Below are 23,162 nucleotides of genomic sequence, written 5' to 3'. Positions count from 1 at the left end.
AAATGCTCAATACCCTTAAGCGCGAATTCGATCGCGCTAACCGATAGTGGTCATAGTTAGCCTGCCCGATAATGACAGTGCAGCACACGAGCTGAACGATGTGTTGCAATGGTTCGACGCGGACCGCGGCGAATTCGTGTGGCTTGAGCAGCTGATCGCGCAACACCCAGCCGCGTTTTTTGCAAGCAACCGGTTCAAGCCGGGTGGTGCGCATGCCGATGTCGAAACGACGTTCTCGATGGTCGATCTTCCTGAGACAGCGGCGTTGCCTGACGCACACGCCGCACATTTGTTCGACGACGTGTTTAGCCGCGCCATGCCGGTCGCGTCGCCGGCCTTCGTCGGGCACATGACCTCGTCGCTGCCGTCGTTTTTATACCGTCGCTGATTAATCTGAGTATTGACAATGCGAAATATTTCGTATTTTTGATAAAAAGTCAGAAAAATTTTGAGCTTGTCATCGCGCCGCGGCTATGCATCCTGTTATATCGTTACGTGCTGGAGTGGGTGCGTGAAGCATTAACCAACGGCCCGTGTTATTGCAGCCCGCTATGCAAGATGCAAAAGTGTCTAGCACGCTCTAGCCCATGCTGTTCTGGTTATGCTTGGCAAGCGCAGTAAGAAAACTCCTTGAAAGTATGTTGCCGCTCAGCGTGCAGGAGATTCGCCGATTGCTATGTCGTCTTGTCACATCGGAGTGCAGTCGCAGCTAGCGCGGCCATCGACGGTCAGTCGCTGCATCGAACAACAAGGGCTCCGGTTGGGTGTCGGGCCAAGAGTTAAAGCTTGACATGGTGGCAGCAAATTACCTCTGCGTAGACGACTAATGGTTAAGTCGCTTTGTGTCAAGCAGTCGCGTGGTGGTGTCCAACGAACGCGCGGGTCTTCTCGGCAGTGTAGCCCGAGCAGTGATTCGTGAGCCGTTCGGTTTCCGCCGGCGCCTTCAGCGCGTTGCCAAAGCGATGTTTCACAGCTGCGAGCATCACATCATGCACGATGTCCCCGCTGTGGCCGCCGGTCGTCGCCCAGTTCGTCGCCTCGCGGTCGCAGCGGTTAAGCGCAAACGCGGTAGAGGTATTCCTAATGTCAGCCACGGCTTTCCGGCGCCGCAGCCGACGCTCGATGTGATCTGTATGGGCCTCTGTCGATCGGCGAGCATGCGGCCGGCGCCCGACACGGTAAAATGTTGCTTTGTCGGCGCAAGGCGCTAGAAACCTTCACCAGTACGGTACATTAGTGAAAAGCCATCACAACGCAAAGGTTAGGCCGGATTGTGTGCCCAAAGTCGGCATGGTCAGCCTCGGGTGCCCAAAGGCGCTTGTCGATTCCGAGCAGATCATCACGCAACTGCGCGCGGAAGGCTACCAGATCTGCGGTACCTATGACGGCGCCGACCTGGTCGTCGTCAATACGTGCGGCTTTATCGATGAGGCCGTGCAGGAAAGCCTTGACGCGATCGGTGAAGCACTGGCCGAGAATGGCAAGGTTATCGTCACCGGCTGCCTGGGGGCGAAAAAGAACGCGAGCGGCACTGGCCTGATCGAGCAGGTTCATCCGAAGGTGCTCGCCGTAACCGGCCCGCATGAGCTCGGTGAAGTGATGCAGGCCGTCCATGCGCATTTGCCCAAGCTGCATGATCCGTTTGTCGATCTGGTGCCGGCGGCCGGCATCAAGCTCACGCCGAAACACTATGCGTACCTGAAGATCTCCGAGGGGTGTAATCACCGCTGTACGTTTTGCATCATTCCGTCGATGCGCGGGGATCTCGTCTCGCGTCCGGTCGCGGAAGTTATGCTCGAAGCTGAGAACCTGTTCAAGTCCGGCGTCAAAGAACTGCTGGTGGTCTCGCAGGACACGAGCGCGTATGGCGTCGATGTGAAGTTCCGCACCGGCTTCTGGAACGGCCGCCCATTGAAGACGCGCATGAACGAGCTTGCCGCGGCGCTCGGCGAACTGGCGGCCCAGTATGGCGCCTGGGTGCGGTTGCACTATGTGTATCCGTATCCGAGCGTCGACGAAATCGTGCCGCTGATGGCCGACGGCCCGTATCGCGGCCACCTGCTGCCGTACCTGGACGTGCCACTACAACATGCCGATCCGGAGGTGCTCCGGCGGATGAAGCGGCCCGCGAACGCCGAAAAAACGCTGGAACGCGTGCGGGCATGGCGCGAAGCGTGCCCGGACCTGACGATACGTAGCACGTTCATCGCCGGCTTTCCGGGAGAAACCGAAGCGCAGTTCGAGACGTTGCTGGATTTTATCCGCGAGGCGCAACTGGACCGAGTCGGCTGTTTCGCCTATTCCCCTGTCGAAGGGGCAAGCGCGAACGAACTCGACGGCGCGCTGCCGGACGACGTGCGCGAGGCGCGTCGCGCGAGATTCATGGCGGTTGCCGAGTCGGTCTCCGCCGAGCGTTTGAAGCGCAAGGTCGGCAAGACGCTGAAGGTGCTGATCGACGAGGTCAACGCCGATGGGGGCATCGGGCGCTCGGCGGCGGACGCGCCAGAAATCGACGGTGTGGTCTACGTGTCGCCGGCCAGCAAGGCATCGCGGCGCTATAAGGTTGGCGATTTTGTGAGCGTTAGGATCACTGGTGCGGACGGGCACGACCTGTGGGGCGACGTCTAAGCACTACTCGTCCTCGGGCAGCGCCGGCTTGAAGCTGGGATTGATCGGCTTGTTCAGCGGCCCCTTGACCGGCAGCACCTTGACGACAGGTCCATGGTCGGTCTGGGTCGCGACGATATCGTATGAAATGTCCCCGGTGCACGTGTGCGCGATCCAGCGCTGCGGCTTACCGGGCGCTGGCGCCGCGTCGGACGGCTTCTCGATATTCTGCACGCTGTCACAACCGGAGCGCATCGACGCATCCAGCCGCACCATGTTGTCCGCCGAGCGGCTCGCCGGCGCGAGGTCCGGCGCGGCGGGCTGGCGGTGCACGAACGGGATCGACCATGAATTGCAGGCGGCGAGCACTGTGCTCGCCGAAACGATGGCGGCGATGCTTGCCGCGCGCTTGAAAACTGCCATTGCGATTCCTCAAAACAACGCCTGTACGGTCTTTGCCGCCGTGCGTGGCGGCAAGACTCGGATCATACTCGCTTGCGCCGATATACTGATAACGTTACCTTTTCGACACCTGCCGATGAAGTCCATTGCTTGTATTTCCATTACCTGCGCGATTCCGTTCGTGTTGTCGGCCTGCGGCGCACCGCAGCCGCGCAGCAGCGCCGCCGACGCGGATGTCGGCCCATCACGGGCGGCCGTACGCGCGCTGGCGCCGCCTGAGCTGCCGCTCAAGCCCAATCCACAATACGCGGACTTTCCGCTGTACACCGGCACGCTCGGCGCACGGCCGATCGAAATGCGCTTGGGTGCGAAGTCCGATGACCCGACCGGCGTGCATGGCGAATACCGTTTCCTCGATGGTACCGCTGGGGTCATCCTTGTGGCCGGTGAGCTGGACAACGGCACGTTGCAGATCGAGGAATCGGACGACGGCACGCACATTACGGGCAACTGGGTTGGCAAGGTGGCCGTGGACGGCAGCATCCAGGGCGAGCGGATGAATCTGGACGATTCCGCGCCGCAATCGTTCGAATTGCAACCGTCCAACGCGGCCGCCCGCGGTGCGCGCTCTCCGATTCATGGGGCCGTTATCGGCGCGCCGTCGCGCCATGTTGGCGGCATGTCGAATCTGACGACAGGCCAATGAACCAGGATGGTGAAACGATGACAAAAGATTTTTCCGTCGTGCCCGCCAATGCCGTACCCGCCGATGCCGCGCGCGACCCGCAGACCGAGTTGCTTCATCCCGCCGCGCCTGTGCAGCCCGGCTTTGAATCGTTTTCGGTGCCAACCGCACGGGCATCGACCGTGATATTCCCGGACTTAGCGTCGATGCGCGCGCTGGATTGGCGCAGTGATGCGCAGTGGCGCTATGGTCTGCACGCGACGCCGACGTCGGTGGCCTTACAGCAGCGCATCGCAGCGATCGAAGGCGGGCGTTATGCCTTGCTGCAGCCTTCCGGCCTATCTTCGATCTCGAATGTCTATTTCGCATTCGTGAAAGCGGGCGACGACGTGTTGGTCCCGGACAACGTTTATTCCCCCAATCGCGAGCATGGCGACTGGCTTGCGCAGGATTTCGGGATCACGGTCCGCTATTACGATCCGATGGTTGGCTCGGGCATTGCCGCGCTGCTGCGGCCAAATACGAGGCTGATCTGGCTGGAGGCACCCGGGTCTGTAACGATGGAAGTGCCGGACGTGCCCGCCATCACGGCGATCGCGCGCAAGCGCGGCATCGTGACAGCAATCGACAATACCTATTCGGCTGGCCTTGTGTTCAAGCCGTTCGAGCATGGGGTCGACATCTCGGTGCAAGCCCTGACGAAGTACCAGTCCGGCGGCAGCGACGTGCTGATGGGCGCGATAATCACGACGGACCACGACTTGTACCTGGCGATGAAGCGGGCCCGGATGCGCGTCGGCCTCGGCGTGTCGGCCGACGATTGCTCGCTGGTGCTGCGCGGGTTGCCGTCGATGCAAGTGCGCTACCGCGCGCACGAGCGCAGCGCGTTGGCGATCGCCGGTTGGCTGAAGGGCCGCCCGGAGGTCGCCGCGGTACTGCATCCGGCATTTGAAGACTGCCCGGGCCACGCATATTGGAAGCGGGATTTCACCGGTGCAGGAGGATTGTTCTCGGTGGTGTTCGATCCACGCTATACGAGCGCGCAGATCGATGCATTCGTCGAGGGGCTCGAGCTATTTGCGCTCGGCTGGAGTTGGGGTGGCGCGCATAGTATCGCGATGCCGTATGACATTGCGGCGATGCGTACCGTCAGTACGTGGCCACATCGTGGCGTGCTGGTGCGTTTCTATATCGGCCTGGAGCACGAAGCCGACTTGCGCGCCGACATCGAACGCAGTCTGACGCGGCACTTGCGATGATGTATCGCGCGCCGGCGACCTTGCGATCGCTGGTCATGCTGCTGCGTCAGTCGAACAGGCGCAGTAGGCCGTCGAGCCCGACGTAATCGAACGCGCAGCTGGCGCGCTCACGCACCAGTGGCTTGGCGCGGAACGCGACTGACCAGCCGGCCGATGCCATCATCGGCAAGTCATTCGAGCCGTCGCCGAGTGCGATCGCGCGTGATGGTTCGATGCCGAGTTGGGCACACGTGTCGAGCAACGTGCGCGCTTTCACGTCGCCATTGACAATTTCGCCGACCACGCGGCCGGTCAGCTTGCCGTCGACGATCTCCAGTGTGTTCGCCCGTGTGAAATCGAGCCCGAGCCGAGACTTTAGGCGCTCAGTGAAGAACGTGAAGCCGCCCGACACCAGCAGGGTTCGCAGACCGGCGGCACGCGCGCCGTCGAGCATGGCCTGCGCGCCGGGCGACAGGCACAAGCGCTGCTCGTACACGTTCGCGAGCACATTGGCGTCCAGGCCGGTGAGCAGGCTGACGCGCCGCACCAGGCTTTCGTTGAAATCCTTGATTTCGCCGCGCATCGCCGCCTCGGTGATGGCCGCCACCTGCGTCTTCAAACCGCAGAAGTCGGCGATTTCGTCGATGCACTCGATCGTGATTAGCGTCGAATCCATATCCATTGCGACGAGGCCAAAATCCGCGAGCCGACGCGGTGGAACATACGCATGGTCGAGCTGGTGCGCGCCACAGTATGCGGCGATATCGGCGCGTTGCGACGGACTCGCGTCGCGCACGCGCAGCGCGTGCGCGTCAAGGCGTTCGGCATGCGTGCCGCTCGCCAACGCGGTTAGCAGTCGCAGTTGGTCGTCGGACAGCGGCGCGGCGCTTTGGATCACTAGATTCATCGTTCTACAGGTGTCGGTCGTCAATGCGGATCGGCGGCGATCCGGGCCGCGTGCGTCGCGGCAAAAGCGGCTATTGTAGCGGCTCGCCGCGCGGCATTGCTGGGCCTGCCGTGCGGCGCGGGCACCGCGGCGCTGCGCGCTGGCTCGATGCAGTCATGCCGACTGGGTGGCTTGACGGTGGCGTCCAACCTTGTCCCCGCGATCCTTCGACGCGTATAGCTGCCGAACGCGAATAGCAGCGTCACGCCGAATGCCATGGTAGCCATGGTGACTGTCAGAATCGTGAACGACACGGGTCGGACCAGGATGATGTGCGCGAGCGTCTGTGTGCGCTGCACAGCCTGAGCGGCTTGCCGGAACGGCAATGGTTTGATATGGCTCGCCACGCCGGTTACAAAGGTTACTTTGACGTTGTCAAAGGATCGAACGAGACCGCTGAAGAACGTTGTACCTGGGCGGTCAGAAACCATTCCATACCACGCACAATCACCCCTTGAAGATTTTTAGGTTCTTCACCGTCGTCTGGGCACGTCAGGAAATGGTCGCCACACGGGATATACTCGGACACAAAGGGCCGATCGTGTGTGATGGGGTAGGCAATACCTGCCTCATAGTTGACTGCGGGCGCAGTTTGATCACGTCCCCCCTGGACCAAATAAAGCTGTGCGTTGGATGCGAGCGCATCTTCGGCCGATGATGCTAAGCCAATAGTACGCCAGTAGGCCGCTTGGTACCCAGCGATTGTCTCACTCGAATTGCGTCTCTGATCTCGACGCACTTGCTCCCACCGAGCCAAAGTCGATTGTAATCGGCTAAGTGGGTCGTTCGATTCGGGCGCCGATATGAAGCCCCAATAGTCCCCCGAACCGGTCAGCGCGGTGTGGAGAGTGTCTAGCGTGTGTCCTACCCCAAATCCTGAGATAAGCAGCAAATGGGATACGTTTTTCGACAATGTAGCGAAGCGTGCTGCTATAGAAACGCCTTCGGAACTAGCAACAATCATAAAGGGCTGACGATCGATCCAGCCGCGCCGCCGAAGGTCGTTGACAATCGTCTGCAATGCTTCCAAGCGCGCTTGCATATTTGCCATCTTTTTAAACGTGGATGAACATCCGGATAACAGGGAGTGGAGATCGCGGGAGAATGGCAGCATGCCAACTGGACGTGCTGCCTCTAACGTTATTCAAACAAGATCGTGGTGGGTTTTCATGCTGGTGCGTGTAGCCCATAGCGGCAATGCGGCATGGCCGCCCGTCGCGGCATGCGCGATGCGCGCTACACTGGCAAACAAGATCCGTTCCATGTATAGATAGCAAGGAGGCGATAACATGATGTCAAGCCGTTTGTGCACCCGATACTGCGCAGCAATCCGCCGTGTCGTGGCGTGGCTGGGACCGTTGGTGCTGCCCATGGTACTCGTCGTGCCGGTGAGCGCCATGGCGCAGCTGCAACCGTTGCCCGAGGCGTCTGCACCGCGGGTGAAGTACACCGTCAAGGTGACGTCGAAAACGTACGGTAATGCGGAGCAAACGCGTATCGTCCGCTCCGGACAGACCGATGACTACACGTGGCGCATGCCCGCTCCCGGAGCGCCACCCTCGGTGCCGCCGCGTTGCCCCGGCGCGTCCGGCGTGCCAGTCGATGCTACTGGCACGCCGATCCGGCAAATCCAACTCAGGCTCGCCCCGATCGTTGATAACCATGTGGCGAACCTGCAACTGTACTTCAACGGCCGCGCGGTGCAGGGCACATCGACCGTGATGGTCGATGGCAAGCCGTTGGCCTGTCCCAAAACCGTGTTGTTCACCCAAGTCACCCGGCTATCGTTACCGATCAATGGCAAGACGAAGACGTTGACGTTGTCGGACGGCACGCGGTTGTCGCTGTCCGCCCAGTACTAGTGGCGCGTGGCCAACTCCTCGGTCATGCGCTCCGGCCTGAGAGACTGGTGGCCACACGCGCTGGCGCCGAGCGCGCGGTCATGATCACGCACCACGACGGCCATTATCTGCTGAGCTTTCGCAAGGATGTGTCGTTTGCAGCGCGCGCCACGCTCACGCGTTACCTGGCGCAGGTGCCGGACCACGCGACGCTGATCATCGATGCGCAGCGGGCAGACTTCGTCGATCGAGATGTGCGCGACACGTTGCAGGCATTCGTCGACGATGCGCCGCGGCGCGGCATGACGATCGAGATGCTGCACTGGCCACCGCGCTGCGCGCCGGCTCGGTCGCGCCTTGGCTGGTCCCTGCCGCGGGCGCTGGGATGGTAAAATGACCGGCTTCTCCCGAATCCCGCCCTGAGGACGTCCCCGTGCTGTCTACCGCGAACATTACGATGCAATTCGGGCCTAAGCCCTTGTTCGAAAATATCTCCGTCAAGTTCGGCGAGGGCAACCGCTACGGGCTGATTGGCGCGAACGGCTGTGGCAAGTCGACATTCATGAAGATCCTTGGCGGCGACCTGGAGCCTAGTGCCGGTACGGTCATGCTCGAGCCGCATGTGCGTCTGGGCAAGCTGCGCCAGGACCAGTTCGCGTATGAGGACATGCGGGTGCTCGACGTCGTGATGATGGGCCACACCGAGATGTGGCAGGCGATGAGCGAGCGCGACGCGATCTACGCGAACCCGGAGGCCACCGATGACGACTACATGCGCGCGGCGGAGTTGGAGGCGAAGTTCGCTGAGTATGGCGGCTACACAGCTGAGGCGCGTGCTGGCGAGTTGCTGCTTGGCATCGGCATCGCGATCGAGGACCATAATGGGCCGATGAGCAACATCGCGCCCGGATGGAAGCTGCGCGTGCTGCTGGCGCAGGCGCTGTTCTCCGACCCAGACGTGCTGCTGCTGGACGAGCCGACGAATAACCTGGACATCAATTCGATCCGCTGGCTCGAGAACATCCTGAACGAGCGGGATTCGACGATGATCATCATCTCGCACGATCGGCACTTCCTGAACCAGGTCTGCACGCACATGGCGGATATGGACTATGGCACGCTGAAAATCTATCCGGGCAACTACGATGATTACATGCTCGCGTCGGCGCAGGCGCGTGAGCGGCAGGCCGCCGCGAATGCGAAGGCCAAGGAGCGCATTGCGGACCTGCAGGATTTTGTGCGTCGCTTTTCCGCGAACAAGTCCAAGGCGCGTCAGGCGACGAGCCGGCTCAAGCAGATCGATAAGATCAAGATCGAGGAATTCAAGCCGTCGTCGCGGCAGAATCCATTCATCCGCTTCGAGTTCGACAAGAAGCTGCACAACATCGCGGTGCTCGCCGAACAGATCACGAAGAAATATGACCGGATGATCTTCCAGAGCCTGGACCTGTCCGTGCAGCCGGGCGAGAAGATCGCCATCGTTGGCGAGAATGGTGCCGGCAAGACCACGTTACTGCGTTCGTTGCTCGGCAACCTGCCGCTGGATCATGGGCGCGTGAAGTGGGCCGAGAACGCGAATGTTGGCTACATGCCGCAGGACACGTCCGAGGCCTTTCCGGACGACGTGACGTTAACCGATTGGATCGACCAGTTTCGCCAGGAGGGCGACGACGAGACGATGGTGCGCGGCACGCTCGGGCGTCTGCTGTTTTCTGGCGATGACGTGAAGAAGTCCGTCAAGGTGCTCTCGGGCGGCGAGAAAGGACGGATGTTGTGGGGCAAGCTGATGCTCGGCCGGCATAACGTGCTGCTGATGGACGAGCCGACGAACCACATGGACATGGAGTCGATCGAGTCGCTGCAGATCGCGCTTGAGAAATACGAAGGCACGCTGATCTTCGTGTCGCACGACCGTGAATTTGTCAACGGCCTGGCGAACCGGATCATTGAGGTCCGCCCGGACGGCACGATTGTCGACTTCAGTGGCCGCTACGACGAGTTCCTTGCCAGTCAAGGACTTGAATGAGCGTGGACGCGGCGCACCGGCCACTGCCCACGGTCGCGGTGCTGGCGACCGGCGGCACGATTGCCGGCGAGGTGGCCGACGCGGCCAGCACTGCCGGCTACAAGGCCGGCGTGGTTGGCGTGGACAGGTTGCTTGCCACTGTACCGGCGCTGGGCAGTATCGCGAGGATCCATGCGGAGCAGGTCGCGAACATCGACAGCAAGGATATTGGCGATGCGCTATGGATCACGCTAGCCCGCCGCGTCAATGCTTTGCTCGCGCAGGACGACATCGACGGGCTGGTGATCGCGCATGGCACCGATACGCTGGAGGAGACGGCGTATTGGTTGCAGCTGACTGTGGCGAGTACGAAGCCGGTCGTGGTGACCGCGGCGATGCGGCCGTTGAGTGCGTTGTCCGCCGATGGTCCGCTGAACCTGCTCAACGCGGTGACGCTTGCCGCCAATCCGCACGCCGCGGCGCGCGGCGTGCTCGTCGCGTTCGCGAACCGGATCCACGGCGCGCGCGACGTCACGAAGGTCAGCACGTATGCGATCGACGCATTCGCGTCGCCAGAAAATGGTGTGCTCGGTTGGGTGCAGGATGGCCGCGTCGAATTCCAACGGCGCGTGACGCGTGCGCATACGGTTGAATCAGTGTTCAAGCTCGATGTCATCGAGACGCAGCACCCGCTGCCCGCGGTCCAGGTCGTCGTCAGTCATGCCGGCGCATCACGGGTGATTGTCGATGCGCTGGTCGACGCCGGCGTGCGTGGCATCGTCGTCGCCGGCACTGGCAATGGTTCGATTCACACGACGTTGCAGCAGGCGTTGGCCGATGCGCGTGCGCGCGGTGTCGCGGTAGTGCGTGCGTCGCGCGTCGGTTCCGGACACGTGATGCGCAATGGCGCTGCGCCGGACGACGCGCTGGGCTTGGTTAGCGCCGGCACACTGAACCCATACAAAGCACGCGTGCTGCTGATGCTCGCGCTCGCGCATGGCTGGAGCGAGCCTGCGATGCTGCAGAGCCTGTTCGACCAGTACTGATTGCCGGCACAGTGCTGCGCTGATCGGCTGTTGCACACGATCCCATGTGTAGTCCTACTGATCGTCTATCGGCGCGCGCGGTGCGTGGCTGCTGTCGTTACTGCTGTTTTAAGTTCGCGTATCGACGATGATTGACTGACCATTGCGGTACTTTGGCAAAGGCCGGTCCGGGCATGTGCGACATACGTTCGGGTCCGGCTCAACCGGTTCGGCCAGCACAGGCGCAATGCATGCAGCCAGACGAAGCGAACCCAGCGAATCGCCGGCCACGGCTGACGAATAGCCGCTCGCATCGGTGGCGCATGGGTTGCCGCTTCCGCTTCTTGCATAGCCGCCATATCGACGGAGGCTATTATGGTCAGTAAGGTCAGTCACGTGAGCAACGCCCAAAACGTTGAAGGCAGCAGCCATGCTGCTGCCTTGGCGCAGACACGTCGCGGGTCGGTCAGCGGCACCGAGCGGCCGGTTGCTTCCCTGCTCGACGGGTTGCCGCGCGCTAACGAGCCGGCCGAGCAGTGTGGCGTGTCGGCGCAAAAGCCACTGCGCAACGCGCCATTAAAACCGCGCTCGTTGACTGCATTGCCAACGGAGATCTTGTACCACATCGCGAGCGTCGGCGGGCAAGACGCGCTGCAGCCGTTCCAGCGGTCGGGGAATACTCGATTGATGGCGATTGCCGACGCGATGACGCGTTCCATAACGGTCTCGAATGCGTCCGAGCTGGACGCGTTGCTGAGAGACATTCAACAGCGGCGTTATCCGCGGCTCAAGGCGTTGAGTTTTGGCAACGGTTGCATCGAAAAAGGTTGCATCGGGGAACTGAGAGTTCAACGGTTGGCTGGTTTGATACGGAGTCCGGATTGTACGATCACTTCGCTGGATTTAAGCAAAAATCAGCTTAGTGCAAAAAGCGTGAAGTCTCTGGCGGACGCATTATGTGATCCGAACTGCCAACTCACGTCGTTGAACCTAACCGGTTGTAGCATTTCCAGGCGAGGCGCCCAGCATCTCGGGCGGGCGCTGGTCAACCCGAATTGCAAGTTGACGTCGCTGAACTTGTACGCTAACCGGACCGGCGACGAAGGGGCCGCGCCTATGATCCAAGCGTTGGCCAACGAGCACTGCAAGCTTGAATCGCTCGACTTGGGACGTAACTCGCTGCAGGAAGCCAGTGCAGAGCAACTGAGTCGCGTATTGGGTGATCCCGCTTGCAAGCTTATGTCGCTGAACCTGAACGGGAATCACATCAGCGACGAAGGTGTCGAGCACCTGGCCCGTATGCTGTCCAACCAGCGTTGCGGTCTCACGACGCTGAGTCTATGCGGCAACGGCGTCAGCGACCGCAGTATTGAGCCTCTGTGCGCGGCGTTGGCCAATCCCGGTTGCAGTCTTACGTCGCTGGATTTGGGCAACAATCGCATTGGTGAAGCGGGCGCCGAGCATATTGGACGGGCGCTCGCCAACCCACATTGCAAGCTCACGGGGCTCAGCCTGAGCCAAAATAGCATCGCGGATGGCGGTGTGCAGTCCATCGCGCGCGCGTTGAGTGATCCCAATTGCAAACTGGTGTCACTTGATGTCAGGTTCAATGGTATCAGTGCGCAAGGTGCCGAACACTTGGGTTGTGCGCTGGGCAACGCGGGTTGTCAACTCGCCTCGCTGGATCTGCATGGCAACGGGATCGGCGCTGACGGCGCCAAGCATGTGAGCGATCCGTTGAGCCATCCCAATGGCAAGCTTGTGTCGCTTGATCTCGGCAGTAATAAAATCGGCAACGAGGGGGCAGCGCATATAGCCCGCGCGATAAGCGACGTGAATTGCAAGGTTGCGTCGCTTAACCTTGCACTCAATGCAATCGATCAACGAGGCGTTGAGCAGGTGAGCCGAGCGCTGGCCAATCCGAATTGCAAGGTCACGTCACTGAACCTGTCTTCCAACGCTATCGGCGCGCAGGGCGCCAAATGCCTCGGCTTCCCATTGGGGCTCGCGAACTGCAGATTGAGGTCGTTGGACCTGACGGACACGGAGATCGACGACGAAGGCGCGTTACGGTTAATTGACGTACTGCGCAGGCGTGATTACAGGCTTGCTTTGCTGAACATGGAAGACAACCCGTCGGTGAGCCCTGAAGTGCAAAGCCAGTTGCGATCCCTGAATAATGGCACGCGCCGCGTCGTCATTTGAGCTTTTAGCCGCGTTCGTGGATTGCCTGGTGCGGTCCGCCTCCTAGTGCGGCCCGCCTCTGCGGATGGAGCCAGTGAGCACTTCCAACCCGGGCTATCAGGCAAGCACAGCATGCTGCCGGCGTGTGATCAGGCTGGATGCTCGACGGCGGCCCGACCGTCGGGGTGGGCTGCCGCCAAGCACGGACGTGCTCGACTTGACGGTAACCGGTTGAGATCGCGCCAGAAACGTAGATAACCTATTGACATTGCGTGAGAAACCCAAACGCTCATTGCGCAGACCGGGCAGTTAGGATAAAATTATCTGTTTCTTGCTTGCCACACCGGTTCGACGCTCGGGTGGCTTTTATCCATAAGGAGTGTCTATGCGTCACTATGAAATCACGTTCATCGTGCACCCCGATCAGAGCGAGCAGGTGCCCGCGATGATCGAGAAGTACAAGTCGACGATCACCAGCCACGGGGGCCAGATCCACCGTATCGAAGATTGGGGCCGCCGCCAGTTGGCCTACATGATCGAAAAGCTCGCGAAGGCGCACTACGTCTGCATGAACATCGAATGTGATCAAGCCACGCTCGACGAACTGGAACATGCGTTCAAGTTCAACGACGCGGTGCTGCGCCACCTGATCGTCAAGATGAAGAAGGCCGAGACCGGCCCGTCGCCAATGATGAAGGAAGTGCAGCGTGAGGAAGCGAAGAAGGCGGCTGCACAGCCGCAGACTTCCGAAGCGCAGGCATAACGTAGCGGGCAATATCAGGGAACAGGCGCAAGCCGTCGCATGCGCATGTCGAACCGGTTGCAGCTCGTGGCGAGCGTCATTGAGCGCGATCCAGTGCGTTATACGCCAGCCGGCGTGCCAATCGTCAATTGCGTATTGCGGCACGAGTCGGAAGTCGTCGAGGCTGGTGTCAGTCGCCGCGTCGAGCTGACCATCCCGGCGCTGGCCGCCGGCGACGTCAGCAGCAAGGTGGCGGCATGCGGGTTGGGTGTTCATGCGCATTTCGACGGTTTTCTGGCCCGACGACACCGTAACGCGAAAACCCTGGTATTTCACATCACAGCATTGCAGGATATAGAAAAGGACTGATCATGGCTCGTCCCACTGGTAAGAAATTTGACAAGCGTCGCCAGCAACAGAACCCGCTGTTCAAGCGCAAGAAGTTCTGCCGCTTCACGGCAGCCGGCGTCGAGTACATCGACTACAAGGATATCGAGACGCTGAAGGACTTCATTGGCGAAAATGGTAAGATTACGCCGGCGCGCTTGACTGGCACGAAGGCTCACTATCAACGCCAGCTCGACACGGCGATCAAGCGGGCGCGTTTCCTCGCGCTGCTGCCGTACACGGACCTGCACAAGGCCTAAGCCGGCGTCGATCAAGGAGAATTCGAATGCAAGTTATTTTGTTGGAAAAAGTCGCTAAACTCGGTAATCTGGGCGACATCATCAAGGTCAAGGACGGCTACGCACGTAACTTCCTGATTCCGCTGCGCAAGGCTCGCCGTGCGACGAAGGACGCGATCGCCGAATTCGAAGTGCGCCGTGCGGAACTTGAAAAAATCGCGGCCGACAAGCTGGCCGCTGCGCAGGCTCAGGGCGAGAAGCTGGCCGGCCTAACGCTGCAGATTACGCAGAAGTCGGGTGTCGATGGCCGTCTGTTCGGCTCGGTCACGAATCAGGACATCGCCGTCGCGCTCAAGCAACAAGGCTTCGACGTCGAGAAGGCACAGGTGCGCCTGTCGCAAGGTCCGCTGAAGATCGTGGGTGATCATCCGGTGCAAGTGGCGCTGCACACCGATGTGGTGACGGACATTACGGTGTCGGTGCTCGGCGAGCACGCGTAAGATCGCTGTGCACCTTCGGGTGTCGCGTGCAAGCAGGATCCGGGTAACCGGTTCCTGCTTTTTTTGTTTCATGCCATTGCGTGAATGGCTGAATGACCGATAATCGGTGCCCATGAACGCTTCAAATCACGATCCGCAACTTGAGTCACTGAAGGTCCCGCCGCATTCGATCGAGGCCGAGCAGTCGGTGCTTGGCGGTTTACTGCTCGACAACGGCGCGTGGGACCGGATTGCGGACTTCCTGGGTCACCAGGATTTCTATCGCTTTGATCACCGGCTGATCTACGAGCACATCGGCAAGCTGATTGCCACGTCGCGGCCGGCCGATGTGATCACGGTGTTCGAGTCACTGTCCACCGCGGGCAAGGCGGACGATGTCGGCGGCCTTGCCTATCTGAATGCGCTCGCGCAGAACACGCCGAGCGCGGCGAACATCCGCCGGTATGCCGAGATCGTGCGCGACCGTGCGGTGTTGCGCAAGCTGGTGACCGTTGCCGACGAGATTGCCGGCGACGCGTTCAATCCGCAGGGTAAGGAGGTCCGGCAGCTGCTCGACGAGGCCGAGGCAAAGGTCTTCTCAATCGCGGAGGAAGGTCAGCGTGGCACGCAAGGGTTTCTCGAAATCGGGCCGTTGCTGACACAAGTCGTCGAGCGGATCGACACGCTGTACCACACGGCGAATCCGAGCGATGTGACCGGCACGCCGACCGGCTTTATCGACCTGGACCGGATGACCTCCGGGATGCACGGCGGCGAATTGATCATTGTTGCCGGACGGCCATCGATGGGCAAAACTGCATTCTCGATGAACATCGGTGAATACGTCGCAGTCGAGTATGGTTTGCCGGTCGCGGTGTTCTCGATGGAAATGCCGGGCACGCAACTTGTGATGCGGATGCTCGGCTCGATTGGCCGGCTCGACCAACACCGGATGCGTACCGGGCGGCTGACCGACGAGGATTGGCCCAAGCTCACGCACGCGGTGCAGAAAATGAGTGAAGCGCAAATCTTTATCGACGAGACGGGCGGGCTCAATCCGATGGAATTGCGCTCGCGGGCACGGCGGCTAGCGCGTCAGTGCGGCAAGCTAGGCTTGATTATTGTCGATTATCTGCAACTCATGACTGGCTCGTCGCCGGGCGAGAACCGCGCGACAGAGATCTCCGAGATTTCGCGCTCACTCAAGGGACTGGCCAAGGAGCTTGACGTGCCGGTCATCGCGCTATCTCAGCTGAACCGGGGCCTGGAGCAGCGGCCGAACAAGCGTCCGGTCATGTCGGACCTGCGCGAATCTGGCGCGATCGAACAGGATGCGGACGTGATCCTGTTTATTTATCGCGACGAGGTTTACAACCCGGACAGCCCCGACAAGGGAACGGCCGAGATCATTATCGGCAAGCAACGGAACGGACCCATTGGGCCCGTTCGCCTGACGTTCCTAGGACCGTACACGAAATTCGATAATTTTGCTGGCGTGTCGACGTTCTACGACAGCGAATAACCGGGATTTGTCTTTAACGTCGCTCATTTATGCTCGCTCGATCGCGCGCGTCACCCTGCTGCTGCGCCGTGCCTCAGCAGCACGCGTATTGCATGTCGCGCAGGCTGGCAACGCCCAGGTACAATACTGCACTTTTGTGTCAGCGCCCATTACTTCCGAGGGATTCATGTTCGGACGCTTCATGCCTACCGAAGGCAAGTTTTTCGAAATTTTCAACGCTCACGCGAAATGTATGGTCGACGCCAGTCTCGAACTCGAGCGGTTGATCGACGACCTGCCCAATGCGGAGGTTCACAAGCAAAACGTGCAAGCGAATGAGAAACGTGCCGACAAGCTGACGCACGAATGTATCGATTTGCTGCACAAAACCTTCATCACGCCGTTGGACCGTGAAGAGGTCCATAAGCTGATCACGACGATGGACGACATCCTCGACTTGATGGAGGATGTGGCCACTGCGGTGTCGCTGTACGACGTGCGTGCGGTGACCTCCGAGGCAAACGAACTCGCGCGTGTCTGCCGGCTGACGTGCGAGCGCGTGCAGACGGCAGTGGGTCTGCTGCACGACATGAAACGCGCCAGTGCGATCCTGAAGGCCTGCGAGGAAATCGATCGTTACGAATCCGACGCGGACCGTCTGCTGCGCTCGGCGATGTCCAAGCTATTTCGCGAGGAGGATGACGTCAAGACGCTGATCAAGCTGAAGGCGATCTTCGAGTTGCTCGAAGCCGTGACGGACAAGTGCGAGGATGTCGCGAACATCATCGAAGGCATCGTGCTCGAGAACGCATAGACAGGGCAGCTGATGCATTCGATCCAACTTGCTCTATGGGCGGTCGCGCTGTTGGTTGCCGTCGCGCTGATATTCGATTTCATGAACGGCTTCCACGACGCGGCAAACTCGATCGCGACCGTGGTGTCCACCGGTGTGCTCAAGCCGCACCAGGCCGTGGCGTTCGCAGCCGGCTTCAACGTCGTCGCGTACTTCATTTTTCATCTGAAGGTGGCGGCCACGGTCGGCAAGGGCACAATCGACCCCGGCATCATCGATCACTACGTGGTGTTCGGCGCACTGGTCGGGGCGATTGGCTGGAACATCGTGACTTGGTACTACGGGATCCCGTCGAGTTCGTCGCATGCGCTGATCGGCGGCTTGGTCGGCTCGGCGTTGGCCAAGTCGGGGTGGGATGCGCTGAACGTGGATGGACTGGCGAAGACGATCGCCTTTATTTTTGTGTCGCCGTTGCTCGGCTTTGTGCTCGGGTCGCTGTTCATGCTGCTCGTGTCGTGGTTCTTCTTCCGCACGCCGCCAAGCCGCGTCGATCGGAGTTTCCGTCGGCTGCAACTCGTGTCCGCGTCGCTGTACAGCTTGGGGCACGGAGGCAACGACGCGCAGAAAACGATCGGCATCATTTGGATGCTGCTGATCGCGACTGGCTACGCGTCGGTGAGCGCCGACGCGCCGCCGACATGGGTGATCGCCGGCTGCTACGTGTCAATGGGCCTGGGCACGTTGTTTGGCGGCTGGCGGATCGTGCGCACGATGGGGCAGCGCATCACGCGGCTCAAGCCGGTCGGTGGCTTCTGCGCGGAGACCGGTGGTGCGATTACGCTGTTCATGGCGTCGTGGCTCGGTATTCCGGTATCGACGACGCACACGATTACCGGCGCGATCGTCGGCGTCGGGGCGACGCAGAAACTGTCGGCCGTACGCTGGGGGGTCGCCGGCAATATCGTATGGGCCTGGATCCTGACAATTCCGGCATCCGCCGCGCTGTCTGCTGCCGGCTGGTGGCTCGGTCAGCGGCTGCTGTAGGCGCGCTCAGGTCACCGCCGCGCTGCCGCCATCCATCAGGACGAGCGCGCCGGTCACGTAACTGGCGCGTGCACGGGCCAGCAACAGCGCAACGTCGGCGATTTCGTCCGGCCTCGCGTAGTGGCCTAGTGCAAGCCGCGGTTGGTTGCGCGAGCCGTGCTGATCGGGTGGCTTAGCGCTCAGAAATTGCCGTGGGCAAAACGGGCGATGGGATCGTTGGCCGCCGCTGCCTGCGCAGGCGTGGCCATCGGCGTATCGGCCCCATAGTCCTGGCTGCCCGCAGCCGGCGCGGCGCTCGCCGTCGCGCCGACAGGATCGGGGGTGGCCGACATGACCGGCGCGGCGATCCAGGAAGCCGCTTGGCTGCGCGCGGTCGCAGCAGTCGGCGGGGGCGGTTCGAACGCATCCGGGCCGCTCGCGGTTTTGCCGGCGGCATAAGCCATTCCGTGCCGCGTATCCGCACCGGCTGTGCGCGAGCTTCCGGCATCGATTGTTGCCTTGGTGCCAGGGGCTCCGGCGGTACCAGTGGTGGCCGTGTTGGCTGTGATAGCCATGGCGCCCACAGTGGCAACCGCCACCCGGTTGGACATCGCGTTGCTCGTGCCGGCCGGCGGTGTTGGTGGTGCTGACGCCGCCAGCAGCGTCGGTGCGTCAAATGGCCTCTTCGGCGCGTTGCGTACCGGGGCGACACGGCGAATACCGTCGAATCGCTTCGCCCAGTATGGATTCGTCACGTAGTCGATGCGTACCGTGCCACCGGTCGACGGCGCGTTGACAAAGCGCATGTTTCCCACGTAGATGCCGACGTGCGAATGCGGCCGGCCGGACGTGTTGAAGAAGACCAGGTCGCCGGGCGCGATTTCGTTCGGCTGGATCGGGCGCCCACGTTGGCTCATTTCGGCCGTAGTTCGCGGCAACTCGACCGCCGCCGAACGCGCCAACACGTAGCGTATTAGCCCACTGCAGTCGAAGCCGCTGCTTGGTGTGTTGCCTCCCCGGCGATACCGCACGCCGACTAGGCTCATCGCCTGGATCGATACTTCCTCCTGGCCGACGCTGTGATCCACGAAGCCGAGCCCAGACGATGGGCGCGTGCGGTAGCCACTCGCCGGCGCTTCATCTCCGCGCGTGACTGGCTGCTGCACGCTGGAGCAAGCGGCAAGCAGTACGGCGATGGAGCAGGGTGCGAGTGCAATCCAGGTAAGGCGCATGAAAAAGCGGGCGGGCGACCAGGCGCCCGCCTTCCGGCGGGGCAATGCCCGAATCATAGCCGCCGCACCGGGTCTGGCCAATACACTTAAGAAAGGACTTTAAGTTTGTGGGGGAATCACGTCGCCTGGATGATACGCGTTTCGTATCGACGACCGGCATAGCATCCTAAAAAAGCGCCGGATCACTAGATCCGGCGCCGGAAGTTGACGTCGGTTGGCGGACGGAATCGCCGCGTCGTTCTTTACAACACTACAGCACGTCCGACGCGTAGTCTGCCAAGCGTGACCGTTCGCCACGCGCCAGCGTGACGTGGCCGCCGTGAGTCCACCCCTTGAAGCGATCGACCACGTAGGTCAGGCCCGAACTGCCTTCTGTCAAGTACGGCGTGTCGATTTGCGCGATGTTGCCCAGGCAAATCATCTTCGTGCCAGGGCCAGCCCGCGTGACCAACGTCTTCATTTGTTTCGGCGTCAGATTCTGCGCTTCATCGATGATCACGTACTTATCGACAAAGGTGCGTCCGCGCATGAAGTTCATGCTCTTGACCTTGAGCCGCGAACGGATCAGTTCCTGTGTGGCGGCGCGCCCCCATTCACCGGCCGTGTCGTCGGTTTTTTGCAACACTTCGAGGTTGTCGTCGAACGCGCCCATCCAAGGCTGCATCTTTTCCTCCTCGGTGCCGGGCAGAAACCCGATGTCCTCGCCTACCGGCACAGTCGCGCGCGTGACGATGATCTCGTTGTAGCGCTTCTCATCGAGCACCTGCGCTAGGCCCGCGGCCAATGCCATCAACGTTTTGCCGGTACCGGCCTGGCCGAGCAGCGTGACGAAATCGACCTCCGGGTTCATCAGCAGGTTCAGCGCGAAGTTCTGCTCGCGGTTGCGCGCCGTGATGCCCCATACGTTGTTCTTGTGGTGCCCGTAGTCGCGCAGCGTCTGCAGCAACGCGGTCTTGCCGTTGATTTCTCGCACCACCGCATGGAATGCCGGCTCGCCGTTATGGGGCTCGAGATAAACGAACTCGTTGATCAGCAGTGACGCACACAGCGGTCCGGTGACCCGGTAGTACGTGGTGCCGGTCTTGGTGTCCTGCCAGCTCTCCATGCCCTTGCCGTGCCGCGTCCAGAAATCCTGCGGTAGCGCACGCACGCCCGAGTAGAGCAGATCCTTGTCTTCGAGGACCTGGTCATTGAAATAGTCCTCGGCCGGCAAGCCGAGCGCATGCGCCTTAATGCGCATGTTGATGTCCTTGGACACCAGCACGACTTGCCGCTCCGACATCTGCGCCTGCAGCGCCCGCACAACGCCCAGAATCTGGTTATCCGCTTTGCCTTGCGGGAGCCCGACCACCGGTTCAATATCAGTGAGTTCGGTCTGGAAGAACAGGCGCCCGGCCGCTTCCCGGTTGCCCAGCCGCGACAGCGCAATGCCGGTGATCATCGCGTCGCCGGCATCGGCCACCAGCGCGTCCAGCGTGCGGCTGACCTGTCGGGCATTGCGCGCGACCTCTGACATCCCTTTCTTATGGTTGTCGAGTTCCTCGAGCGTGATCATCGGCAGGTAGACATCGTGTTCTTCGAAGCGGAACACGCAACTCGGATCGTGCATTAGCACGTTCGTGTCGAGGACGAAAAGCTTGCGTGTCGTGTCGGCGGCGCGCGTACTGGCCCGTCGCCGCGTGCCGCATGTGCCCGGCGCGGCGGAAAGCGTGGGTGGTGTGACGCGTTCCGGTGCGGGTGTCTCGCGCAACGCGACGGGCGCCGGCGCGGCCGCGTCGCGGGCCACCTCGGCCGGGATCGTGTCGGGGACGGGGCGTGACGGCCGAAGCAGCGCCGCAGTCTGCTTCGACTTACGCTTGCGCGTGGTGGGCGTCTCGCGTACCACTTCCTCGTCCGGCAACGCTGCGCGCAATGCTGCATTGTCCGCTTCGAGCGATGTCAGGGCCGGCAGTGGCTCGCGCACGGCGGCGCCGAATGCGACACCGTCATCCCGGCTTGCGTAAGCGTCGTCATGGTCGTGCCCGGTGGCGGGCGAGCGCTTGCGCGCGCCCTTGGCCGTCTTCACCTTGGCCTTGTATTCGTCGGGTGAAAGCAGATTTCCGAGTTTGCTCGGCGCGGTAGGCAAAGGCATGGTTTCCTCTGACGGAATCAGTTCAACGATGCACGCCACTCGGGGCGCCGACGCAGCGGCGCCCCGAGTGGCGTGCGCCAGTGTCAGTCATATGTAATGAGTGCCGGTTCGCCTAGGTCGGTGTGACTCCAAAGAAAAAAGCCGTACCCCCTTGGACGGGGAGCACGGCGGTAAGGTAGGGAGTTAGCCTTCATTGCGGCCCACTATAACCTGCGTCAAACGCTCACGTCAAAGGGCACATGTCGCGCTGCATCCCCTGCGTCACAGCGCTTGCACGGCGGCTAGCACCTCATCGACATGGTTGGGCACCTTCACGCCGCGCCACTCGCGGCGCAATACACGCTGCGCATCGAGCAGGAAAGTCGAGCGCTCGATGCCGCGTACTGGCTTACCGTACATCTTTTTCATTTTGACGACATCGAATAGCTGACACACAGTCTCGTCGGCATCGGACACCAGCACGAAAGGCAATTCGAGCTTGCGCTGGAAGTTCTCATGCGAGCGTACGCTGTCGCGCGAGATGCCGACGATCTCGGCACCCGCTTGCTTAAAGGCTGGGTACGCGTCACGGAACGCCAGGCTTTCGGTGGTGCAGCCTGGTGTGTTGTCCTTCGGATAGAAATAGAGAACGACCTTGTTGCCCCTAAGCGCGGACAGCGTAAATTCGCCACCCGTCGCTGAGGCGGTGAAATCGGGAACGGTGTGGTCGATCGCAATGCTCGGCACGGATTTCTCCTGTTATTATGATCAGCGGCAGCGAAGCAGGACCGATGCGGACCGACGCTCGCGCCGCGCCATTGTTTCAATCGGGCTGAATGATCAACTCGCCGGCGCGGCCCGGCACCTCGCCCCACGCGACAGGGTACGATGGCAGCGAGTCCAGGTCCAGCGTCGCGTAATAGTCGGCCATCGACACCAGTGTATGCCCCTGCGCGCGCCAGCCCGCCAGCAGGCGTTCGAGCACGGGGGCAAGCTTCTGTCCTTCCAGTTCCGCGTGTAGCGTAAAGACGTGGTCAACGCCGTCGTGCCGCGTCAGCGACAACAGATAATCGGCGACGTTGTCCACGCTTAACCCGTCCAGCCCGAGCACTTCGTCCAATGTCGGCAGGGTGGTTGGCAGCTGCACATGCGCAAGCGGCATGCCGTTGACCGTCGGCCGGTACGGGCCGTGGCCGCGCCCGTCGGATGCATACCGGATGCCCCACGCGTCGAGCTGATGAAATGCATGGTCGTTCATCTGCCAGCCTGCCGCGCCATGGGTACGCGGCACCTCACCAAATACCTCAACAAAGCGCGCGTGGCTTTTCGCCATTTGCGCGATCGTCCATGCGCGCTCACGCGTGCGCACGTTATCCTGCCAATACACGTGGTCCCAGGTATGAATGCCCACCTCGAAGCCGGCATCGCGTGTGGCGCGCATTTGCGTCGCCGCGCGCGCGCCGATGTCCGGGCCGGGCAGTAACACGCCGTAGGCGAGCGTTTTAATGCCGTAGTGCTCGAGCACCGACGTGCGCGACACCTTGCGCAGGAACCCCGGCCGGAATACCCGGCGCAATGCCCAACCCGTGTGGTCGGGGCCTAGGCTAAACAGGAACGTCGCGCCAGCGCCGGCGTGCCGGAGCATCCGCACGAGGTTCGGCACGCCTTCACGGGTGCCGCGCAGCGTGTCGACGTCGATCTTCAGTACGATGCGGGCCATTGC

General features: G+C 61.4%; 25 protein-coding genes and 2 pseudogenes. 16 read left to right on the top strand and 11 right to left on the bottom strand.

Annotation, left to right across the window (positions count from 1 at the left end):
* The first annotated feature begins 46 nt into the window (after positions 1-46).
* Positions 47-388 carry a hypothetical protein gene (locus RA167_RS07070; RefSeq protein WP_175972397.1) on the top strand — a complete coding sequence of 114 codons (342 nt, stop codon included), beginning with the start codon at positions 47-49 and terminating at the stop codon, positions 386-388.
* A gap of 484 nt (positions 389-872) precedes the next feature.
* Here the strand turns inward: RA167_RS07070 and RA167_RS07065 are convergent.
* Positions 873-1,064, bottom strand: a pseudogene (locus tag RA167_RS07065) (IS3 family transposase); the annotation flags it as partial.
* Positions 1,065-1,290: 226 nt separating this feature from the next.
* Between RA167_RS07065 and rimO the strand changes: the two are divergent.
* Entirely contained in the window at positions 1,291-2,628 is a 1,338-nt protein-coding gene (gene rimO, locus RA167_RS07060; protein ID WP_217697099.1) for a 30S ribosomal protein S12 methylthiotransferase RimO, read from the top strand.
* Positions 2,629-2,631: 3 nt separating this feature from the next.
* Here rimO and RA167_RS07055 read toward each other — a convergent pair whose 3' ends face one another.
* Positions 2,632-3,030, bottom strand: a complete 399-nt coding sequence (locus tag RA167_RS07055; RefSeq protein WP_139336956.1) for a hypothetical protein — start codon at positions 3,028-3,030, stop codon at positions 2,632-2,634.
* A 109-nt stretch (positions 3,031-3,139) separates the two neighbouring features.
* Here RA167_RS07055 and RA167_RS07050 point away from each other — a divergent pair, with 109 nt between their 5' ends.
* Both RA167_RS07050 and RA167_RS07045 read left to right on the top strand, forming a co-directional pair.
* Positions 3,140-3,715, top strand: coding sequence for a hypothetical protein (locus RA167_RS07050; protein ID WP_076787190.1), 576 nt, complete (start codon positions 3,140-3,142; stop codon positions 3,713-3,715).
* A gap of 17 nt (positions 3,716-3,732) precedes the next feature.
* On the top strand, positions 3,733-4,953 hold the full coding sequence (locus RA167_RS07045) for a cystathionine beta-lyase (protein ID WP_237574259.1): 1,221 nt from the start codon (positions 3,733-3,735) through the stop codon (positions 4,951-4,953).
* A gap of 46 nt (positions 4,954-4,999) precedes the next feature.
* Here RA167_RS07045 and serB read toward each other — a convergent pair whose 3' ends face one another.
* Genes serB through RA167_RS07030 form a run of 3 tightly spaced genes read right to left on the bottom strand, consistent with a single transcriptional unit; the run spans position 5,000 to position 6,929 of the window.
* Complete coding sequence (gene serB / locus RA167_RS07040; protein WP_076785011.1) at positions 5,000-5,839, bottom strand: phosphoserine phosphatase SerB; 840 nt, start codon at positions 5,837-5,839, stop codon at positions 5,000-5,002.
* 20 nt (positions 5,840-5,859) lie between these two features.
* Positions 5,860-6,225 carry a hypothetical protein gene (locus RA167_RS07035; RefSeq protein WP_076785010.1) on the bottom strand — a complete coding sequence of 122 codons (366 nt, stop codon included), beginning with the start codon at positions 6,223-6,225 and terminating at the stop codon, positions 5,860-5,862.
* A gap of 14 nt (positions 6,226-6,239) precedes the next feature.
* Positions 6,240-6,929, bottom strand: a complete 690-nt coding sequence (locus tag RA167_RS07030; protein WP_139336954.1) for a hypothetical protein — start codon at positions 6,927-6,929, stop codon at positions 6,240-6,242.
* Between the two features lie 238 nt (positions 6,930-7,167).
* On the opposite strand from RA167_RS07030, the gene RA167_RS07025 reads away from it, so the two are divergent.
* Genes RA167_RS07025 through RA167_RS07010 form a run of 4 tightly spaced genes read left to right on the top strand, consistent with a single transcriptional unit; the run spans position 7,168 to position 10,770 of the window.
* Complete coding sequence (locus RA167_RS07025) at positions 7,168-7,740, top strand: DUF6013 family protein (RefSeq protein ID WP_139336953.1); 573 nt, start codon at positions 7,168-7,170, stop codon at positions 7,738-7,740.
* A gap of 47 nt (positions 7,741-7,787) precedes the next feature.
* The gene (locus tag RA167_RS07020) at positions 7,788-8,111 is read left to right on the top strand and encodes a hypothetical protein (RefSeq protein WP_139336952.1); all 324 of its coding nucleotides are present in this window, start codon (positions 7,788-7,790) and stop codon (positions 8,109-8,111) included.
* A gap of 41 nt (positions 8,112-8,152) precedes the next feature.
* Positions 8,153-9,745, top strand: a complete 1,593-nt coding sequence (locus RA167_RS07015) for an ABC-F family ATPase (RefSeq protein ID WP_076785007.1) — start codon at positions 8,153-8,155, stop codon at positions 9,743-9,745.
* Positions 9,742-10,770, top strand: a complete 1,029-nt coding sequence (locus RA167_RS07010; protein ID WP_076785006.1) for an asparaginase — start codon at positions 9,742-9,744, stop codon at positions 10,768-10,770. Before RA167_RS07015 ends, RA167_RS07010 begins: the two co-directional genes overlap by 4 nt.
* 371 nt (positions 10,771-11,141) lie before the next feature.
* Here RA167_RS07010 and RA167_RS07005 read toward each other — a convergent pair whose 3' ends face one another.
* On the bottom strand, positions 11,142-11,468 hold the full coding sequence (locus RA167_RS07005; protein ID WP_175972396.1) for a hypothetical protein: 327 nt from the start codon (positions 11,466-11,468) through the stop codon (positions 11,142-11,144).
* A 343-nt stretch (positions 11,469-11,811) separates the two neighbouring features.
* Here RA167_RS07005 and RA167_RS07000 point away from each other — a divergent pair, with 343 nt between their 5' ends.
* From RA167_RS07000 to RA167_RS06965, 8 genes are all read left to right on the top strand, one after another.
* Positions 11,812-12,954: a hypothetical protein gene (locus RA167_RS07000; protein ID WP_237574261.1), complete on the top strand. Its 1,143-nt coding sequence runs from the start codon at positions 11,812-11,814 to the stop codon at positions 12,952-12,954.
* Between the two features lie 364 nt (positions 12,955-13,318).
* Entirely contained in the window at positions 13,319-13,696 is a 378-nt protein-coding gene (gene rpsF / locus RA167_RS06995) for a 30S ribosomal protein S6 (RefSeq protein ID WP_076785004.1), read from the top strand.
* Positions 13,697-13,741: 45 nt separating this feature from the next.
* The gene (gene priB, locus RA167_RS06990; protein WP_076787183.1) at positions 13,742-14,044 is read left to right on the top strand and encodes a primosomal replication protein N; all 303 of its coding nucleotides are present in this window, start codon (positions 13,742-13,744) and stop codon (positions 14,042-14,044) included.
* A 2-nt stretch (positions 14,045-14,046) separates the two neighbouring features.
* Positions 14,047-14,322 (top strand): 30S ribosomal protein S18, encoded by a 276-nt coding sequence (gene rpsR / locus RA167_RS06985; protein WP_076785003.1) that lies wholly within the window; start codon positions 14,047-14,049, stop codon positions 14,320-14,322.
* Between the two features lie 26 nt (positions 14,323-14,348).
* Positions 14,349-14,801 carry a 50S ribosomal protein L9 gene (rplI, locus tag RA167_RS06980; protein WP_076785002.1) on the top strand — a complete coding sequence of 151 codons (453 nt, stop codon included), beginning with the start codon at positions 14,349-14,351 and terminating at the stop codon, positions 14,799-14,801.
* Between the two features lie 112 nt (positions 14,802-14,913).
* Positions 14,914-16,302, top strand: a complete 1,389-nt coding sequence (locus RA167_RS06975) for a replicative DNA helicase (RefSeq protein ID WP_076785001.1) — start codon at positions 14,914-14,916, stop codon at positions 16,300-16,302.
* Between the two features lie 166 nt (positions 16,303-16,468).
* Entirely contained in the window at positions 16,469-17,095 is a 627-nt protein-coding gene (locus RA167_RS06970) for a DUF47 domain-containing protein (protein ID WP_076787181.1), read from the top strand.
* 12 nt (positions 17,096-17,107) lie between these two features.
* On the top strand, positions 17,108-18,118 hold the full coding sequence (locus RA167_RS06965; RefSeq protein ID WP_076785000.1) for an inorganic phosphate transporter: 1,011 nt from the start codon (positions 17,108-17,110) through the stop codon (positions 18,116-18,118).
* A 6-nt stretch (positions 18,119-18,124) separates the two neighbouring features.
* Here the strand turns inward: RA167_RS06965 and RA167_RS15655 are convergent.
* The 5 genes and pseudogenes from RA167_RS15655 to RA167_RS06945 all read right to left on the bottom strand — a co-directional run.
* Positions 18,125-18,247, bottom strand: a pseudogene (locus RA167_RS15655) (SDR family oxidoreductase); the annotation flags it as partial.
* Positions 18,248-18,297: 50 nt separating this feature from the next.
* Positions 18,298-19,329: a C40 family peptidase gene (locus RA167_RS06960; RefSeq protein ID WP_076784999.1), complete on the bottom strand. Its 1,032-nt coding sequence runs from the start codon at positions 19,327-19,329 to the stop codon at positions 18,298-18,300.
* A gap of 250 nt (positions 19,330-19,579) precedes the next feature.
* On the bottom strand, positions 19,580-21,460 hold the full coding sequence (locus tag RA167_RS06955; RefSeq protein ID WP_076784998.1) for a PhoH family protein: 1,881 nt from the start codon (positions 21,458-21,460) through the stop codon (positions 19,580-19,582).
* 261 nt (positions 21,461-21,721) lie between these two features.
* Positions 21,722-22,186 (bottom strand): peroxiredoxin, encoded by a 465-nt coding sequence (locus RA167_RS06950; protein WP_076784997.1) that lies wholly within the window; start codon positions 22,184-22,186, stop codon positions 21,722-21,724.
* Between the two features lie 76 nt (positions 22,187-22,262).
* The gene (locus RA167_RS06945) at positions 22,263-23,159 is read right to left on the bottom strand and encodes a polysaccharide deacetylase family protein (RefSeq protein WP_076784996.1); all 897 of its coding nucleotides are present in this window, start codon (positions 23,157-23,159) and stop codon (positions 22,263-22,265) included.
* Positions 23,160-23,162 lie beyond the last annotated feature (3 nt).

The sequence above is a fragment of the Mycetohabitans endofungorum genome (assembly GCF_037477895.1).
Lineage (GTDB): Bacteria > Pseudomonadota > Gammaproteobacteria > Burkholderiales > Burkholderiaceae > Mycetohabitans.
This window is presented reverse-complemented; position numbering and strand designations above follow the sequence as displayed.

Bases quoted from the DNA above. Each gene is read 5' to 3' on its own strand.
- rimO (WP_217697099.1), top strand. From the start codon at position 1,291: ATGGTCAGCCTCGGGTGCCCAAAGGCGCTTGTCGATTCCGAGCAGATC.
- RA167_RS07055 (WP_139336956.1), bottom strand. From the start codon at position 3,030: ATGGCAGTTTTCAAGCGCGCGGCAAGCATCGCCGCCATCGTTTCGGCG.
- RA167_RS07045 (WP_237574259.1), top strand. From the start codon at position 3,733: ATGACAAAAGATTTTTCCGTCGTGCCCGCCAATGCCGTACCCGCCGAT.
- serB (WP_076785011.1), bottom strand. From the start codon at position 5,839: ATGAATCTAGTGATCCAAAGCGCCGCGCCGCTGTCCGACGACCAACTG.
- RA167_RS07030 (WP_139336954.1), bottom strand. From the start codon at position 6,929: ATGGCAAATATGCAAGCGCGCTTGGAAGCATTGCAGACGATTGTCAAC.
- RA167_RS07025 (WP_139336953.1), top strand. From the start codon at position 7,168: ATGATGTCAAGCCGTTTGTGCACCCGATACTGCGCAGCAATCCGCCGT.
- RA167_RS07010 (WP_076785006.1), top strand. From the start codon at position 9,742: ATGAGCGTGGACGCGGCGCACCGGCCACTGCCCACGGTCGCGGTGCTG.
- RA167_RS07005 (WP_175972396.1), bottom strand. From the start codon at position 11,468: ATGGAACGCGTCATCGCGTCGGCAATCGCCATCAATCGAGTATTCCCC.
- rpsF (WP_076785004.1), top strand. From the start codon at position 13,319: ATGCGTCACTATGAAATCACGTTCATCGTGCACCCCGATCAGAGCGAG.
- priB (WP_076787183.1), top strand. From the start codon at position 13,742: ATGTCGAACCGGTTGCAGCTCGTGGCGAGCGTCATTGAGCGCGATCCA.
- rpsR (WP_076785003.1), top strand. From the start codon at position 14,047: ATGGCTCGTCCCACTGGTAAGAAATTTGACAAGCGTCGCCAGCAACAG.
- rplI (WP_076785002.1), top strand. From the start codon at position 14,349: ATGCAAGTTATTTTGTTGGAAAAAGTCGCTAAACTCGGTAATCTGGGC.
- RA167_RS06975 (WP_076785001.1), top strand. From the start codon at position 14,914: ATGAACGCTTCAAATCACGATCCGCAACTTGAGTCACTGAAGGTCCCG.
- RA167_RS06970 (WP_076787181.1), top strand. From the start codon at position 16,469: ATGTTCGGACGCTTCATGCCTACCGAAGGCAAGTTTTTCGAAATTTTC.
- RA167_RS06965 (WP_076785000.1), top strand. From the start codon at position 17,108: ATGCATTCGATCCAACTTGCTCTATGGGCGGTCGCGCTGTTGGTTGCC.
- RA167_RS06960 (WP_076784999.1), bottom strand. From the start codon at position 19,329: ATGCGCCTTACCTGGATTGCACTCGCACCCTGCTCCATCGCCGTACTG.
- RA167_RS06955 (WP_076784998.1), bottom strand. From the start codon at position 21,460: ATGCCTTTGCCTACCGCGCCGAGCAAACTCGGAAATCTGCTTTCACCC.
- RA167_RS06945 (WP_076784996.1), bottom strand. From the start codon at position 23,159: ATGGCCCGCATCGTACTGAAGATCGACGTCGACACGCTGCGCGGCACC.